Annotated in this window: 16 protein-coding genes and 1 tRNA gene; 6 read left to right on the top strand and 11 right to left on the bottom strand. The window is 32.7% G+C overall.

The window, feature by feature from the left end:
- Positions 1-15 precede the first annotated feature (15 nt).
- From EKN01_RS02135 to EKN01_RS02120, 4 genes are all read right to left on the bottom strand, one after another.
- Positions 16-1,143, bottom strand: coding sequence for an NAD(P)-dependent alcohol dehydrogenase (locus tag EKN01_RS02135; RefSeq protein ID WP_129044783.1), 1,128 nt, complete (start codon positions 1,141-1,143; stop codon positions 16-18).
- Positions 1,144-1,302: 159 nt separating this feature from the next.
- Complete coding sequence (locus tag EKN01_RS02130) at positions 1,303-1,722, bottom strand: SLAP domain-containing protein (protein WP_129044782.1); 420 nt, start codon at positions 1,720-1,722, stop codon at positions 1,303-1,305.
- Positions 1,723-1,741: 19 nt separating this feature from the next.
- Positions 1,742-2,122: a DUF805 domain-containing protein gene (locus tag EKN01_RS02125; RefSeq protein WP_129044781.1), complete on the bottom strand. Its 381-nt coding sequence runs from the start codon at positions 2,120-2,122 to the stop codon at positions 1,742-1,744.
- 97 nt (positions 2,123-2,219) lie between these two features.
- A complete protein-coding gene (locus EKN01_RS02120) occupies positions 2,220-3,284 on the bottom strand; it encodes a serine hydrolase domain-containing protein (RefSeq protein ID WP_129044780.1) in 1,065 nt (354 codons plus the stop codon).
- 80 nt (positions 3,285-3,364) lie between these two features.
- Between EKN01_RS02120 and EKN01_RS02115 the strand changes: the two genes are divergently transcribed.
- From EKN01_RS02115 to glyA, 4 genes are all read left to right on the top strand, one after another.
- The gene (locus EKN01_RS02115; protein ID WP_129044779.1) at positions 3,365-3,913 is read left to right on the top strand and encodes a LemA family protein; all 549 of its coding nucleotides are present in this window, start codon (positions 3,365-3,367) and stop codon (positions 3,911-3,913) included.
- Between the two features lie 13 nt (positions 3,914-3,926).
- Positions 3,927-4,829, top strand: coding sequence for a zinc metalloprotease HtpX (gene htpX / locus EKN01_RS02110; RefSeq protein ID WP_129044778.1), 903 nt, complete (start codon positions 3,927-3,929; stop codon positions 4,827-4,829).
- Between the two features lie 93 nt (positions 4,830-4,922).
- Positions 4,923-5,735: a DNA/RNA non-specific endonuclease gene (locus tag EKN01_RS02105; RefSeq protein ID WP_129044777.1), complete on the top strand. Its 813-nt coding sequence runs from the start codon at positions 4,923-4,925 to the stop codon at positions 5,733-5,735.
- Positions 5,736-5,748: 13 nt separating this feature from the next.
- Positions 5,749-6,978: a serine hydroxymethyltransferase gene (gene glyA, locus EKN01_RS02100; protein WP_129044776.1), complete on the top strand. Its 1,230-nt coding sequence runs from the start codon at positions 5,749-5,751 to the stop codon at positions 6,976-6,978.
- Positions 6,979-7,011: 33 nt separating this feature from the next.
- On the opposite strand, the gene yjeM is transcribed toward glyA, so the two are convergent.
- Together yjeM and EKN01_RS02090 are read right to left on the bottom strand one after the other, a co-directional pair.
- A complete protein-coding gene (yjeM, locus tag EKN01_RS02095; protein WP_129044775.1) occupies positions 7,012-8,502 on the bottom strand; it encodes a glutamate/gamma-aminobutyrate family transporter YjeM in 1,491 nt (496 codons plus the stop codon).
- Positions 8,503-8,523: 21 nt separating this feature from the next.
- Positions 8,524-9,951 carry a C69 family dipeptidase gene (locus EKN01_RS02090; RefSeq protein WP_129044774.1) on the bottom strand — a complete coding sequence of 476 codons (1,428 nt, stop codon included), beginning with the start codon at positions 9,949-9,951 and terminating at the stop codon, positions 8,524-8,526.
- 122 nt (positions 9,952-10,073) lie between these two features.
- On the opposite strand from EKN01_RS02090, the gene EKN01_RS02085 reads away from it, so the two are divergent.
- Positions 10,074-10,145 (top strand) — tRNA-Gln (locus EKN01_RS02085).
- Positions 10,146-10,181: 36 nt separating this feature from the next.
- Here EKN01_RS02085 and EKN01_RS02080 read toward each other — a convergent pair.
- Both EKN01_RS02080 and EKN01_RS02075 read right to left on the bottom strand, forming a co-directional pair.
- Positions 10,182-10,895, bottom strand: coding sequence for a B3/B4 domain-containing protein (locus tag EKN01_RS02080; RefSeq protein ID WP_129044773.1), 714 nt, complete (start codon positions 10,893-10,895; stop codon positions 10,182-10,184).
- 62 nt (positions 10,896-10,957) lie between these two features.
- Positions 10,958-13,189 (bottom strand): L-type lectin family protein, encoded by a 2,232-nt coding sequence (locus EKN01_RS02075; RefSeq protein WP_129044772.1) that lies wholly within the window; start codon positions 13,187-13,189, stop codon positions 10,958-10,960.
- A 226-nt stretch (positions 13,190-13,415) separates the two neighbouring features.
- On the opposite strand from EKN01_RS02075, the gene EKN01_RS02070 reads away from it, so the two are divergent.
- A complete protein-coding gene (locus tag EKN01_RS02070) occupies positions 13,416-14,519 on the top strand; it encodes an SLC13 family permease (protein WP_129044771.1) in 1,104 nt (367 codons plus the stop codon).
- Positions 14,520-14,545: 26 nt separating this feature from the next.
- On the opposite strand, the gene EKN01_RS02065 is transcribed toward EKN01_RS02070, so the two are convergent.
- From EKN01_RS02065 to EKN01_RS02055, 3 genes are all read right to left on the bottom strand, one after another.
- Entirely contained in the window at positions 14,546-15,844 is a 1,299-nt protein-coding gene (locus EKN01_RS02065; RefSeq protein WP_129044770.1) for a Y-family DNA polymerase, read from the bottom strand.
- A complete protein-coding gene (locus EKN01_RS02060; protein WP_129044769.1) occupies positions 15,837-16,208 on the bottom strand; it encodes a hypothetical protein in 372 nt (123 codons plus the stop codon). The genes EKN01_RS02065 and EKN01_RS02060 overlap by 8 nt, the downstream gene beginning before the upstream one ends.
- 62 nt (positions 16,209-16,270) lie before the next feature.
- Positions 16,271-16,657 carry an iron chaperone gene (locus EKN01_RS02055; protein ID WP_129044768.1) on the bottom strand — a complete coding sequence of 129 codons (387 nt, stop codon included), beginning with the start codon at positions 16,655-16,657 and terminating at the stop codon, positions 16,271-16,273.
- Positions 16,658-16,659: the final 2 nt, after the last annotated feature.

Raw genomic sequence — 16,659 nt, 5'->3', positions numbered from 1 at the left:
ATGAAGGAAGCTTTTTTATGCTTGATAAGTTTTATCAACAATTAGAACTGGTTTAATAACTGAACCGTTATTTGATGCTTTATTTGCTTCATTAATTTCAGAGAAATCATAAACTTTTTCCAAAATATCAAATGGAAATTGACCTTTTTGCCAAAATTCTATTAATTGTGGTATCAACAATTGAGGAACTGCATCTCCCATCAATACACCATCAACGTGTTTTTGAGAAGCTACCAATTCATTCCAAGGTAAGAATTCTAATGACTTGTCAGTAACTGCTATTGGTGCAAAATGTCCACCAGATTTCAAAACATCTAGACATTCTTTCATGATTTTACTAATTCCTGTTGTATCGATAGCAAAATCTACTCCGTAACCGTAAGTTAGTTTCTTAACTTCTTCAACCCAATTTAAATCTTTACTATTGATAGTATCAGTAGCACCGATTTTCTTAGATGTTTCCAATCTTTGATCATGGATATCAACACTAATAATTTTAGAGCATCCTTTAATTTTAGCTGCCATTATAGCTCCGGCACCTACTGCACCGCTTCCTACAATAACAATTGTGCTACCTTGTTGAGGATTCAAACCATTAAAGACGGTACCTGAACCAGTAACTAGACCACAGCCTAGTGGTCCAACTTTTCTCAAATCAACATTTTTATCTATCACGATTACATTGTTTTGTTGTACCAATGTTGTTGAAGCGAAAGAAGATTGATTGAAGAAATTATCTATTACAGAACCATCTTCAGCTGTAAATGTAGGTGCTCCATCTGGTCTCTTACCTCCAACATTTAGTTCACCCCAATTTAAACATGATGATGGATGTCCTTTTAGACATTGTTCACAAGTTCCATCAAAAGCATATGAAAGAATTACGTGATCTCCAGGTTTGATGTTTGTTACACCAGCACCTACTTTTTCAACAATTCCTGCACCTTCATGTCCAGCAATTCTTGGAAATTCTGTAACACCTGATTGTCCATTTCTTACTGCTTCATCAGTGTGACAAATACCTGTTGCAACAATATTAACTAAAACCTCATTGGCTTTAGGCTCATCGTCAACATAAACTTCCTTAATATCAAAATCTCCGTTTAATTTTTCAATAACGGCTGCATTAATTTTTTTACTCATTTTTTCCACCCCAATTTGTTGATTTATTAACAATAGTTTACATACTTAGTTTAACATTTGATTACATTTTTAAAAGCGTTTTCATAAAATAATGTAAATAAATTTCATTTTTTACAAAAAAGTCCAAAATAAAAACCCCCACATGATTGTGGGAGTTCCTTAATTTACTTGATCAGCAAGGATGTATTGATTTGTGGCAATTCTATAATAAACTTTGCCATCTTTTTGGCTTGTATGTTGCTGGTCTGTATACCAGGGAGTATTTTGTGGAGCAACATCTCCTATAGCATTACCATCGTAGTCAAATACTGGTGCTGAAAGACCATCTTTTACAGTAACAACAGTATCAAGATGAGTATTTACCCAATTTTCATCTACAGTAGGTGTAACCCCTTCAACATCAGGGTTAACAACAGGATCTACTGAGAAGTCAGGATCAATTATTGGATCTACCGGGTCAATTGCAAATCCAGGGTCGATATCTACTGCCTCATCAGCTAAAACAACATAATTCACAGTTCCTAATGAAAGTATTGTAGCTGCAGCAAATGCAGTAATAAATTTTGTATATTTCTTCATGTATATTCCTCCAATTTAACTAAGTATTTGATTGATTAACTCTCCATCTACTATTTGGGTTCGATGGTAATAATAACAATATAAATATAACTAAATCACCTAAGAAAGGTATGATTTCAATGAGAATCCACCAATTACTTCTATCGGTGTCATGTAATCTTCTTGCTCTAATAGTGAAAGTTGCCAACCAAAAAACAAACAATACTATCGTAGCTGTAAATGATTCAGAGTGTAAACTGATTTGATAAACACTAGGATATAAATATTTATATTCTCCAGAAGCTCCAAAATAAATACCCATAATAAGATAATTTACTATTGCTGGAATCCAGTACTGTTTTCTTGTAGCTGAAGAATTAAAAACAAATAGTTTAGTCCAAAATTCTAAATATGATCTCAAATTAAACTCCTATCCTATTTGATAACTTAAGTTTAACAACGTTTATATACGCTATCACTTCATAATATGAAAAGATTTCTATCAAATATAAGTTACATTAATTTTCTTTTTCCAAAATAATTGTACTAAATATTTTTTGAACATCAGGTTTTAAATCATAAGCATCTCTTTGATAATTACTTAATAGAATAGCAAAGCTTTTACTATCATCTGTTAAGTGAATAACTCCCTGATAGCCATAACCCCAACCATTCGCATAGTGATCATTCTTTCTATTGTAGAAACCACCTGAATAAGATGAAACTTGACTAGGACTATATAGTTTTTGTCTAGATTTAGGAGTCAAAAACTTGCCAGATGTAATATATTTTTCTGCTTTATATAAGTCTTCAACACTCATATAGACTTGTCCTGTTCCCAATTCATTGTGATACTCGTATTTTTGCACAACAAAAGGTGATTTATAATTTACAGTTTTATCTTCATGATCAGAGTTAGTATAGCCACAAGCAACTCTGATTTTCTTGCCATTATCATATGCAAATTTAGTATGTTTTAATTTTAGTTTTTTGATGTATTCCTTTGTAAATAATTCAGAGTAAGACTTGTGAGTAACTTTCATCAATATACCAGCTAACAAATTATAATTGATTGGTGTATAAGCCCATTTCTTGTATGCCTTACTATTAAACGTTGTATTATTGGCTAAATATAATGCTGTATCTTGCTCAGACATTATTTGTTTTGATTCATTATCTTCATCAAATCTTAATCCAGAAGTCATCTCTAACATTTGAAGAATAGTAATTTTGTTACTACCTTCTATCTGTGGATAAAAATCACTTAATTTTTGATTTAACTTCAATTTTTTCTTATCAACTTGTTGCATTACAAGACCAGCAGTCAGACTTTTTTGAATAGAATCGATTTGATAACTAGTTGTATTGGTATTTTTTTTATCTTTTTTATAGTTTGCATAACCAAAACTTTTTAGATAAACAGTTTTATCGTTCTTAACCACCATCATAGTTCCAGACCAACCGTTTTTCTGTTCAATACCACCTATATAAGAACCGTTTGAAGCATAAACATTACTCGAAAAAAATGATAATAACAGAATTGCTATAATGTCCAATATGACAATACGTTTAATATATTTCATTTTCCACCCACCTCACTCATATTATAGAACACAATGCTAAGTATGCTAGAATATACTTAATAATATAAAAGGAGAAACATATGATTGCAATTATTATAATCGCTATACTGGTTATACTAGTAATAGCCTATGTAGCCGCATATAACGGACTAGTTAAGTACAGAAATAGAGCTCAAGAATTTAGTTCACAAATTGATGTTCAACTAAAGCGTAGAACTGATCTTATCCCTAACCTTGTGGAAACAGTCAAGGGCTATGCTTCTCATGAAAAAGAAACATTAGCCAACATTGTAGAATTACGTAATAGTGTAAATAATGCATCTACCCTACAAGAAAAAGTAGACGCTGATACACAACTTACTGGTGCATTACGCCAAGTTTTTGCTTTATCAGAAAGTTACCCTGACCTAAAGGCCAATCAACAATTCGGTCAATTGATGGAAGAACTATCAAATACTGAAAACAAGATTGCTTATTCTCGTCAAGCATATAACAGCCAAGTTCAATCTTATGATACTGCTCTTGAAACATTCCCTCGCAACATTGTTGCAGGAATTCACCATTTTGAAAAAATGGATTACTTAAATATTCCGGATGCTGAAAAAGTTGCGCCAGAAGTTAAGTTTTAATTGAGGCAGCATCATGGTTTATGAACAAATAGATCGTAATAAGAGGAAAACCTATTTAATCTTTACATTATTCATTATTTTATTGATGGGAATTTCTGCCTTTGTTGGTGATTTTTTCTTTAATAATTTATATGCTGGTTTGATTGTTGGATTTTTAATTACATTATTCTATATTCTGACAACCTACTATCAGTCGACTTCGATTGTTATGAGCATGAATAATGCTAAGAAAACTTCTGAACAGGAAAATCCACTACTCTGGCACATCGTTGAAGATATGAGCATGGTAGCTGACATTCCTATGCCTGAAGTTTATATAATCGATGACCCTAGTCCTAACGCATTTGCTACAGGTAGAGATCCTAAACATTCTGCAGTGGCAGTTACATCAGGACTATTAGAATTGATGAATCGTGAAGAACTAGAGGGTGTTATAGCTCACGAAGTATCACATGTACGTAATTATGATATTCGTGTCTCAACAATTGCTATTGCACTTTCGTCTGCAATTATCTTTTTAAGCTATATGATTTCAAATATGTTATTTTGGGCAAGACCTATGAGTGATGACCGCGAAAGCAATAACTCTAATGCAGAAATTATTCGTCTTATCATCTGGATTGTTGGTATTGTATTCTCATTTTTAGGACCTATGATTGCAACTTTAATTCAATTTGCAATTTCTAGAAATAGAGAATATCTTGCTGATGCTTCTGGAGTAGAATTAACAAGAAATCCTCAAGGGTTGATTAGTGCATTGGAAAAACTGAAAGATAATAGTAAGCCAATGAAAAAGGTTGATGAGTCTAGTGCCTCACTATATATAAGTACTCCACTGAAAAAGAAGCAACGTGCCAGCCTTTATGACACCCACCCTCCTTTGGATGAAAGAATTAAACGACTACAAGATATCTAAAAAGAACTAGGATAAGTCCTAGTTCTTTTTTATTTTTAAGTAACAAATATGCTAGAATTGAAACAACTTAATGGGAAAATAAGGGGAAAAATTATGTATATGATTGGGTTAATTGTTGTAGGGGTTGTGATTGTATTTTCAACATACGTTACAAAACCAAAAAAGAAAACTTATCGTAATTTAATGACAGCTGGTCTAGTTTTAGTAATTGCAGGTGGAAGTGGACTTTATGAGAGTTTTCAGATGCCTTCAAAAAGCAGTCCTAGTACAGCGAACAACATTGTCAAAAGCAATAGTTCCTATAGTGATTTAGCTAAGCTAAATTATGACAAGGAACAAATTATTACTATCAATGGAGATAAGCCGACTTTTTCTGATGAAGAGCTTAGTACATCAAGAGGCGCATGGGAAGAATATTCCAACTTAGATAGACTTAATCGTGCAGGTGTTGCTAATGCGATGCTTAACAAAGGAATCATGCCCACTGCCAAAAGAGAACAGCTATATGTTGATCCTACAGGATGGCACAACAAAAAGATTAATGGACATGACTGGTTATACAACAGATCACATTTGATTGGTTATCAATTCACAGGACAGAATAACAACCCCAAGAATTTGATCACTGGTACAAAATCTCTGAATAACCCTGGAATGCTCAAATACGAAGAAGATATGGCATACTACATCAGGAGAAACCCTGAGAACTATGTCAGATATCGAGTAGAACCAGTCTATCGAGGAAATGAATTAGTAGCCCGTGGTGTTCACATGATGGCGACATCACTAACCGCTCAAGGCAGAAAAGACGGACAGGTTTCCTTTAACATCTATATCTTTAATATAGAAAAAGGAGTCCAAATCAATTACACTGATGGTACTAGTAAAATAGTAAACGATAATTAAGGAGAGAACAGCTATGATATATAAAGAAAATGATAGTGAGATTTTTGATTTAATTGAATTAGAAGAAAAAAGACAAAATAGAAATATTGAATTAATTGCTTCTGAAAATATTGTCTCTGATAATGTTCGTAAGGCTCAGGGATCAGTACTAACAAACAAATACGCTGAAGGTTACCCTGGAAAGAGATACTACGGTGGTTGTGAATATATCGATAAAATCGAACAAGTAGCAATAGATCGTGCAAAAGAATTATTTGGTGCTGAATATGTGAATGTTCAGCCACACTCAGGATCACAAGCTAATGCTGCAGCATATCAAGCAGTTTTAAAACCAGGTGATAAAGTATTAGGTATGGATTTAAATGCTGGTGGCCACTTAACTCATGGATCAAAAGTTAACTTTTCAGGTAAAATGTACGCATTTTATTCATACGGTGTAAACAGCGATGGATTGATTGACTACGATGATGTTCAAAAAATAGCAAAAGAAGTTCAACCAAAAATGATTGTTGCTGGTGCATCTGCATACAGTCGTATTATTGACTTTGATAAATTCCGTGAAATTGCAGATTCTGTAGATGCATATCTAATGGTAGATATGGCTCATATTGCTGGACTAGTGGCTGCGGGTCTTCACCCATCACCTATTAACGTTGCCGATATCGTTACAACTACCACTCACAAAACATTACGTGGTCCACGTGGTGGTATGATTTTTGCAAGTGAAGAACTAGGCAAAAAAATCAATTCTGCAGTATTCCCTGGAACTCAAGGTGGTCCACTAGAACATGTCATTGCCGCTAAAGCTGTCGCATTCGGCGAAGACCTAGAACCTGAATTCAAAGAATACAGTGCTCAAATTATTAAGAATGCTAGTGTTATGGCTGAAGTATTCAACCAAACTGAAAATATACCAGTTCTTACAGGTGGAACTGACAATCACCTACTAAACATTGTTTTAACAGAAACTGATTTGAATGGAATGGAAGTTCAAGATTTACTAGATTCTATTCACATTACAACCAACAAAGAATCAATACCTGGTGATCCATTGCCTCCTTCAAAAACATCAGGTTTGAGAATTGGTACACCTGCAATCACTTCTAGAGGTTTCAAAGAAGATGATTGTAAAGAAGTGGCACATATAATTATTGAAGCTATTAATAACCATGATAATGAAGAAAAACTAAAAGAACTAGATGCCAGAACTAAAGCTCTAACAGATAAATATCCAGTTAAATAAAAAAAGAGATGGATTTTTCCATCTCTTTTTTTTTTATTTTTTATCTACTCTATTATATAAAATCCATGCAATAACAAGGAACAATAGTGGTCCTATTATTGTCCAGAAGGCATCAACATAACGTCCTTCGATAATTGGTTGTATAAGTGTGAAGATAATCGCTAAAGCAATTATTGTAAATGTAACTATAGATGTTCCCCACATGAATTTTTTATTTTTATAAAAGACATATGGTTTTTTTATATCATCATTAATACTAAAGAAAGGAAAGGCACCAACTAGGAATAAGTAAGGAACAGTAGTTGCAACATTACCCATTAAAGTTAGAACACCGTACAATGCTTTAGCATCTCGTCCACCTAAGTTAATAGCTAAAATCAAAACACTAACAAATGCTGCTTGCATCCACATAGCATTGGCGGGCATACCATGTGCGTTAACCTTAGTAACTCTTTCAGGCCAAAATTCCTTAGGAGTTCCCAATACAAACGCTTTGATAGGTGAATAAATCAAGACAAAGAATGATCCAGAATAAAGAATGAACATACTTAATCCTGTAAATCTTGCTAACCACATTCCTACACTATGAGCAACTTGTGCACTTAATCCAATAGATATTGAAAATTTATATCCAAGATTATTCATCATAATATAAGTTATATTACCCAGGTTAACATTGGATTTACCAAGAACCTCAGCCCAGTTTGTACTTACTCCCCATAGAAGAATTGATAGAGAGTATAGAATTGAAATAACAACTGTGGCAATTAAAACAGCTCTAGGAAAGTCTCTTCGTGGATTTTTCATACTATCTGTAACTCCACCTAGTGACTCCATACCACCATAAGCAAAGATAGCAAAAACAACAAACGAAAGCATTCCCAACAATCCACTCGATGCAGGATTTGCAGGTTGAATAAATGTTTGGATACCATGTATAGATTCTTCAAAATGGAATCCTGAAGCAAATAACATAACGATACTTAGTAGCAAGAATATTCCATTCAATGCCACCATCATGAATCCACCAATAGAAGTGATTTTAGAAATTTTATCGATACCTTGTGAAGCTGTAAATGTTACTAGTACAATCCAAAGAACTGCAAGAATTCCAATAATTTGTGAACCGTGCAACCCCATGAAATGCCAACTTTGAGTTGTATCACTTCCTGTGAAAAATGTTGCTAAAGGAATCCAAATTTTTGAAGAAGTTGAAACTAACCAAACTTCCCAAGAAGCAAGCCAGATAAATGTACCTACAAAGGCAATTTTTGAGCCAACTGCTCCTTCAATCCAAGAGTATATACCACCCTTAGACTGATTAAATGCTGATCCGTACTCTGCCATCATAAATCCTAATGGTAGGAAGAAGAAGATTGCGGCAAAAACATACCATATAATACTTGCTAATCCCATTTGTTCATAAGCAACAGGTGTATTAGCAAACCCGTAAATTGTTGTAAATATCATCATAATCAATCCAACTAGCGTGATTGATTTATTTTTTGATTGACCATCGTCCATCGTTCTATACCTCTAATTATTTTATAAATTTAAATCTGTTTTAAAATTAAGTGGTGAAAAATCAGTAGATTCTGTAATCAATTTGGCAATTAATTCCTTATAAGAATCTAAAGATAGCTTTGCCATTTGATTACTAGAATCCGTTAAGAAATCTGATAATTTTTCTTCTGGAATTTCTAGTGATTCTTTATCATATTTATTTAACATATTGCGAAGCGTTATATTGATGTCTTTTTGTTTAGCTTGGAAATCTTTACCAAATTCTTTGTAATGACCGTCCAATAGCACACCCGCTAACTTATAAGTCCAGTATGCTGATTTTCCATCATATGGTAACTCACCAATCTTATATTCTTCAGGTGTATCATTTATTCCCATGTAGAATGGAACAAATATACTCTGTGAAGCTACACCCATTGCTAACCAATGAATAGCACCAACTTCTAATGGTAGATTTGGTCTAATTTGAAGAACATGGGATTCTTGAGTTTTGGCTAAACTGATAGGTCGATATCGCTTGCTTTGACTACCTTCATTTAACGGATCAAATTCAGTCTTTTGAAAATGAGATGCCAGATATTCCTGAGCATCGTCTACACTCAAAAGACGATTAGGTTTCATAATAAATGGTAAGTCTTCACTTTCAGGATTAGAATTGACACCTGATAAAAATTTATGTCCCCACCATACTCGAGGAGTACTATAAATTTCATCTGAAAATTCTTGAGTCCCGAATACTTTTCGGAAATTAAATGTCTCCGGGTATGGATTGAAATTATTTTCAGAAACAAATTTTTGGATTTCAGAATGATACATAAAATTATCACTATCGTCAAAATCGATTTCTTGGATTGCAAGCTGATTAGCTACAACTGCATATGAATCATCTGGAATTCTCTGTGCTACCCAATAATGACCGGATCCACTCTCAAAATACCAAACTTCATCTTTGTCTGAAAATAAAACTCCATTAGTTTCAGAAGTTCCATGTTCTGATATTATTTCACCCAATCGCTCAACACCTTCTCGTGCTGATCTTATATAAGGTAAAACGACTGTTAACATAGATTCCTCGCCAATACCATCCTTAACTAAAGGGTCAGCACCTAGAACTCGTTGATTAGAATAAGCACTTTCTGTAGCGCTCATAGCTATTCCCAACTCATTGATTCCATCTTCTTCGAAGAGTCCTGATTTGTCTGTCCACTCTGGAGTTGCTGAATATTTAAACCGAACTTTAGGCAGGTCCATCTGGAAACCATTATCTTTTGAAATGTATCTTTGATTTTCATCAAACTCTTTGTGTTCATGAATCACAAAATGCTTGGGCCACGAAGCCATTGCATCTTCATTTCGACCAATAATAGTTGATCCATCAATAGTTGCCTTTTTACCAATTAATATACTTGTACAAGCCGATAAATTATTCTTATTATAATTTAATTCCATGCTGCTCCCACCATAATTATATGTAAGTAATATACCTACTTACTATACTACAAAATAATGAAGTTTATCTTTTTTTTGTAAATTGACATTAATATTGTTTAGTAATAACATATTAATGTTATTGGGCATTCGCCAAACGGTAAGGCAACGGACTCTGAATCCGTAATTTATTGGTTCGAACCCAATATGCCCAATAAATAAAAAAGCCAACTCATATGAGTTGGTTTTTTTTAATAGATTTCTTCTGATGAATTCTGCTTATTTAAAGTATATTTATCTCCTTCAACATCAAAATATTTTGAAGATAAACTCTTTAATTTTTCAATTGCTTCTGCAGATCTTTCAGCTTGCTCATTATTTATTGATTCAACTACTAATACAGCATTATGTGTATCTTCAGTTAGCATTGTTCGTTTAGCCTCTCGCCAGTTAAAACAACGGCATATAGCTCCAGCTTTATCATAGTAGATAACTTCTCCTTCTAGTGCAGGAGAACTTTCTTCAGCTCCTAAAGGATAAAAGTCTTCTCCACCTTTAGCAACTCCCAGATGTAGATCACCTTGAACTTTATCTAAATCTTCTCCACCACAAGGAACACCAAATGATAATGATACTGAATTGTAGATATCTACTAAAGGAGATATTGGTGAGAAAGACTTCTCTTGATTCACTCTTTTTAGCAGTGCTTCTATAGAAGATCTTGCACCTTTTTTAGTTTTGAACTTTCTAAATGCTTCTCTCCACTGATCTACAACTTCATTCTCTTTAAAATCTTCTTCTGTTATAAATTTTTTTGCTTCTGTTGAACCATCATCTAATAATTTTTGAAAATAAGGATCATCTTTTTCATCTACCTTATTATCGATATTATTTAGTGTCAAAACTGATAGTTGAATCTCTGGAAACAAATCTATAACTTCTTGATCTATAACTATATTCTTCATCAAATAACTCCTTAGAAAAGTATTCAACTAGATTATAGGTTTATAATTTTTTTATTTCAATATTATGGAGTATCTTCTAAAGTCCATGAAATAGTACCAATAAAATTACCTGGCAATGCACCTGGATAAGTTCTGACAAATATACCATCTGAATTATTCCACAATGAATTTACTATATCTATATCTTCACCTAGGTTGGGCAAATTATTATCTGCAACAATAACCGGATTGTTTACTATAGAGCTTTCCAAACTATTGTTTTTATAAATCACATCACCTATCATTTTTCTTCCAGTTGTTTGATCTACAAATGAACCAGACTCTGCTGATACTTTCCAAAAACCACTAGGTTCTCTGGTATCAATAACATTTAGAGACCAATCGTTATTTCTTCCTACTAGTTGGTCTTTTGCATCTAAAGTAGTGTTACTAAATGAGCTTTTGTCTGAAACAGTTCCAAATTTCAAATCACCTAACCGTTTCTTATCTAAAACGTAGTGAATTTCGTTTGATTTACTATTTCCAGTATAAGTCGCATAAACTGAAACATCATTTTTACCGTAATTAAGATCTGAATTATTAAGTTTTAAGTTATATGTTTCTTTGTCACTTTGAACTGAATACTTACATTCTTCATAATCTGAACCATTGATACTTACATATATTTTTAAATTATCTTGGTTAAAATAATCTGTCGCATCATTGTTAGTAAATTTAACATGGGGAGCTATTATCGCATCAGCGTTATAACTTATTATTTTTGACCCTTCCGTACTAGAGGTGGTTTGCTCACTAGGATCAACAGTCATAGCCATTTCTTTTTGAGTTCTTATATAAAAACTAGGTGTATTGACATCCCCAATATTATTATTACCAATAAATCTGGCTAATTCACTTTTTACATACTTATCTTGATTATCAGCCGAAACCGTTACCCCTTTAAAAACATTAACTGCCTGATTAATACTATTTGACAATTCATTTTTAAACAAATGTTTAACCAAATTGTTGCCATCCATATCCTTATCCATCGCAATTGTTTCCGAATCACCATTAGAATAATTGATATATCCTAGTTCATTTGCAGGGTAAGTATCATAATCTAAGAAGTTAACACTTTTATTATTAGCTAACTGTGTAACCTCATTAATGTTTTGCCAAGATTGCTTACCACTATCATAATTCAGAGTATATGAATATGTGAGCTTATCACCAACAGATACTTCATCATCATTCTTTAAATATTTATTTTGAGTTTCATCATAAATAGTTGCATTTACTCTTGAGTTAACTAAATCTGGTACTTGATCAAAGATAACTACATTATTTGCATAATATCCACCTGTAGATCCAGTAAATCCATATCTAATATGACCTGTTGAAGTTGCTGCACTTCCTAATTTTTTTACGTCTAAATCAATCGTCTTTGTTTGATATGCATATCCTGGCTCAGCTTGATACAATGGCGTTCCGTCTAGTTTTTTATCATTTATTGTATACGTCATTTTTTGAGTATCTTTGTTCCAAGACAAAGTAACATGATGCCAATTGGCATCTGAATTGATAACCCCATTGATTAAGCCATAATGATTCAAACCATACCAATATTTATCTCCCAAAATTGAAGATTCACTACTGTATCTGACGTATGAGCTAGATTCTCCAGGGTATGTTGATGCCATGTGACCATTTTTTATAATTTTGTTATCACCATTACTCTTATTACCCAAATCAAAAGAAGATGCAATTCCGGCATTATCTCGTCCATCATCTTGATTTAAGAATGTATCAAATTCCAATGCCCAAGAATTTTGTATCCCAGTAGATGCTATTTGACTAGAACTGGAATAATTAGCTTGATCATTTCCATAGACATTTAGAGCTTGACCTTTGTAACCGTTCGCTTTTAATCCCCTACTATCATTTTGCAAAACTAATGCCATCCCATCACCTGCATTGGATCCACGATTACCAAAATACATCCACATTGACGCTACTTGATTCTTGGATAAATCAAAATAATTGGAATCAGTCGACCAAATCGAACCAATCTTTTGAGTATCGGCTGGTGTTATAAGGATAGCATCTGTTCCTTTAACTGAAGGGTTAGTTACAGACATAACCTTTGCAGAGTTACCAGACTGTGTACCTGGAGTAAAAATACCTGAAATCTTAACCCCTAATGGTGCATTCAAAAGTGCTTTATCTAAATCTGCGTCTGCCTTAATGTTTTGAGCAAAAAATAAAAATATTGTAAAAATAATAATAAACTGCGCTAAACATTTTTTATTCATTGTTTAAATATTGCCTCCGAATAATACAGAAATACCGGGAAGTATACCTCTACATTCTATTTGTAAGAAATTTAATTATTCTTACAAGAATAATTACGTAATTTTTTTGTATTTTATTTCCAATTTTTGCTTTTTTTGGAAAATTTATTATTTAGTTTGAAAAGGCTTTATAAAAGGGATAACATATTATAGTTAATGATAATTTGATTAAATAGAGGATTTTTAAATGAACATCTTAAAAAGAATTTTTTCTGATCATGTTCTTTGGGTAGCTGCTATAGCAGTTATCATAACTTCAATTTTAATTAGCCCACCACAGTTAATGGATATAAATTGGAAAACAATTTTTTCTTTATTGTCTATGATGATAATAATTCAAATTTACGAATATCTAGATTTTCTAGAATATTTTGCTTCTAGATTAACTCATAAAGCCAAAACAACCAGACAGCTGCTGTGGATCTTGTCCAGATTAGCTTTTTTTGGAGCAATGTTTCTAACAAATGATGTTGCAATTCTTACATTAGTTCCTCTTTTTTATCAAATTTCTAAACACTTAGATGTAGATCCTATTTTCCCAATTATAGTTATTACAATGTCAGCTAACTTGGGAAGTATCTTCACTCCTTTCGGTAACACACACAATCTATTTTTACTTACTCACTTCAATATAGATATTCTAAATTTCTTTAAAATGTCTACTCCTATAACATTAATAACTTTTACTCTAATGTTTCTTCTAACCAGATTTTTCCCAAAAAAAGAAGTTAAGTTCAATCAACTTCCAAAATTTGATCTCAATATTCCTAGTATTACACTCTCTGGTTTTGTGACAGTAATAATATTTTTAGGGGTATTCTCAGTTATCCCTATGTGGATATCACTAGCTTCTGCATTAATTTTAGTTTTTATAATCAATCCAAGAATATTAGGATCAGTCGATTATTCAGTGATTTTGATATTCATGTGTTTCTTCCTGACAATAGGAAATATAAATAGAGAACCGCAAATTGTAAACTATCTATCTAGTATCATAGATACAAAAAACGGTGCCTATTTTTCTTCAATAATTATTAGTCAATTTATAAGTAACGTCCCTACAACAATCCTTGTTTCAAAATTCTCACATTACCTTTACGCTATCTTCCTAGGTACTAACTTCGGTGGTATGGGAACTGTTGTCGGATCTCTTGCAAATCTACTAGCATTTAAACAATATCGATTCCTATTCAAAGAATCTCCTTGGAAATATTTAGGTATATTCTCAGCTGTTAACTTTGTCATGTTATTCATTATTGGATCTATCGGTTTCTTATTGATAAATATTTAAAAAGACCACCTTAAAGGTGGTCTTTTTTATTGGTATGATTCTCCTCCACGATGTCCTCCAACCAGATCTGATCGATTGATTGCTGTGGCTCCATGAGACAATGAACTGGCTTTAACAATAGAAGTAAATCCATATTTATTACGAATCTCATCTACCAGATAATCAATATCTCGACTCTTTACCTGCTTTACAGGATCGACAAAGAGATTCATTTGCATCTCAGTATCATCATCTAGATCACTGAATCCAACTGCCATATGCAAGACAGGTTCATTTTGCCAACTATCTCTAAACATTTTTATTAATTCATTTTTTAATACAGAATTAGAATTAGTAGCAGTAATTTTTTTAGACTTACTAAATCCTGTCCGTTTTTTGCTGAATTTGTCATATGAACCACCGATGAATAAAAATATATGTGATGTTTTTTGATGATGAAATCTTATTCTAGCAGCAACTTGCTCTGCCATCTCTTTTATCACCACTTCTATATCATCTTTTTTGCTATAAACATGTGGCAATACCTGTGAATTACTGTAAGATTTTGCTTTTGGAATATATTTTTCAGAAACTATTGATCGATCAACACCCCATGAATGGGCGAAAATTTGAGCTCCAATAGTCCCAAATTCTTTAATAAGTCTATTCGGATCAGAATTGGCAATATCACTAATACTATATAGTCCAAGTTTGTTCAATCTATGTGCGGTGCGGTTATTTATGCCCCAGAAATCAGTTAGTTTTCTGATTTTCCAAACTTTACTAGGTACATTTGAGTACGTCCAACGTGCCATAAATGACTTATTATTTTTAGCTTCATTATCCAATGCCAGCTTGGCTAGTAGTGGATTGTCGCCTATCCCAACACAAACATAAAGCCCTAAAGTATCTCTTATTTCAATCTGAATTTTTCTAGCAACTTCTTCTGGCGTATCTCCAAATAGTTTCCAAGATTTAGTCATATCAACTAGGGATTCATCTATCGAATAGACATTAATATCTTCCTCAGCAGCATATTTTCTAAATATATTATTGATTTCAATACTTCTCTTTATGTATAGATTCATATTCGGTGATGCTTCAATAATATCGCTCACTTTTGGCAAATCCTGCTTTCGAGTAACATTCTTAATTCCATACTTTTTCTTTGCCATAGGAGAGCTAGCCATCACCAAACTATTCTTAGCACCTGGTCTCTTGGACATTATCACTAATATTGCCTCAAGTGGATTCAATCCCCTCCTAACACACTCTACACTAGCGAAGAATGACTTATTATCTATCATGAATATTAGATGTTTTGGTTCTGATTTGTAGTCATACATGATTATCCACCTCAATAAATCTGACATTTCTTATCATACTTATTTGAATTTCATTTGAATCTAAAAAAACAGAATTTTCAAAATAACCCTTTATTTTTCCTTGAAATTCTTCAACCAAATGCAAATCATTATTAATAAAATTGGTTTGAAGCAACACTATCTTATTATTTACATAACTCTCACTCAATATTTGGGTTATATCTTCTAAACTCATCTGCTCCAACTCTATTACAGACTTATTCCTAACTTTAGACTCTTTTTTGAGAGAAGCAGTGTGATCACTCAAGTGATATCCCTGCCACTTCTTCATTCCTCTATCTTGATACTGGGAAAAAAATTTATTCAATTCTTCATCTGATAACATTTTTATATCCTCAATAAGATTATACGAACATATGTTCTTATTTTCAACAAAAAAATAGACGCTTATGCGTCTGAATTTTTTCTCCAAAATCTAGTAGTATCTTTTTTGTCTGAAATATTGAAGTCTATTAATGTTTGGAGTAATTTACTATCAAAATTTTCTGAGTATGGAATCTGATATGTCATCTTGCCATACTTATAACCAGCATCAGTTATTTCTTTAGTAAACTTTTGAATAGTATAAACTTCTGGGGTCACTGAAATATGATCTACTGTAGATTTGTAACTTACAATAAATGTTCCATGATCTGTAAAAGTTGGCTGATTCCACGCCATTCTCATATCTAGCTTGGGATAATTAGTCATAGTCCAATCAATAATTGATTTGAACTTTTTCCGATTCTCAGCATTTCTTATGTTATCTATATATTCTAAAATTTCAGCATTCATTT

It is taken from the genome of Companilactobacillus metriopterae, assembly GCF_004117915.1.
Taxonomy (GTDB): domain Bacteria; phylum Bacillota; class Bacilli; order Lactobacillales; family Lactobacillaceae; genus Companilactobacillus; species Companilactobacillus metriopterae.
The sequence above is the reverse complement of the archived record's forward strand: the minus strand, read 5'-3'. Positions and strand labels throughout refer to the sequence as shown.

Bases quoted from the DNA above. Each gene is read 5' to 3' on its own strand.
- EKN01_RS02135 (WP_129044783.1), bottom strand. From the start codon at position 1,143: ATGAGTAAAAAAATTAATGCAGCCGTTATTGAAAAATTAAACGGAGAT.
- EKN01_RS02130 (WP_129044782.1), bottom strand. From the start codon at position 1,722: ATGAAGAAATATACAAAATTTATTACTGCATTTGCTGCAGCTACAATA.
- EKN01_RS02120 (WP_129044780.1), bottom strand. From the start codon at position 3,284: ATGAAATATATTAAACGTATTGTCATATTGGACATTATAGCAATTCTG.
- EKN01_RS02115 (WP_129044779.1), top strand. From the start codon at position 3,365: ATGATTGCAATTATTATAATCGCTATACTGGTTATACTAGTAATAGCC.
- htpX (WP_129044778.1), top strand. From the start codon at position 3,927: ATGGTTTATGAACAAATAGATCGTAATAAGAGGAAAACCTATTTAATC.
- EKN01_RS02105 (WP_129044777.1), top strand. From the start codon at position 4,923: ATGTATATGATTGGGTTAATTGTTGTAGGGGTTGTGATTGTATTTTCA.
- glyA (WP_129044776.1), top strand. From the start codon at position 5,749: ATGATATATAAAGAAAATGATAGTGAGATTTTTGATTTAATTGAATTA.
- yjeM (WP_129044775.1), bottom strand. From the start codon at position 8,502: ATGGACGATGGTCAATCAAAAAATAAATCAATCACGCTAGTTGGATTG.
- EKN01_RS02090 (WP_129044774.1), bottom strand. From the start codon at position 9,951: ATGGAATTAAATTATAATAAGAATAATTTATCGGCTTGTACAAGTATA.
- EKN01_RS02080 (WP_129044773.1), bottom strand. From the start codon at position 10,895: ATGAAGAATATAGTTATAGATCAAGAAGTTATAGATTTGTTTCCAGAG.
- EKN01_RS02075 (WP_129044772.1), bottom strand. From the start codon at position 13,189: ATGAATAAAAAATGTTTAGCGCAGTTTATTATTATTTTTACAATATTT.
- EKN01_RS02070 (WP_129044771.1), top strand. From the start codon at position 13,416: ATGAACATCTTAAAAAGAATTTTTTCTGATCATGTTCTTTGGGTAGCT.
- EKN01_RS02065 (WP_129044770.1), bottom strand. From the start codon at position 15,844: ATGTATGACTACAAATCAGAACCAAAACATCTAATATTCATGATAGAT.
- EKN01_RS02060 (WP_129044769.1), bottom strand. From the start codon at position 16,208: ATGTTATCAGATGAAGAATTGAATAAATTTTTTTCCCAGTATCAAGAT.
- EKN01_RS02055 (WP_129044768.1), bottom strand. From the start codon at position 16,657: ATGAATGCTGAAATTTTAGAATATATAGATAACATAAGAAATGCTGAG.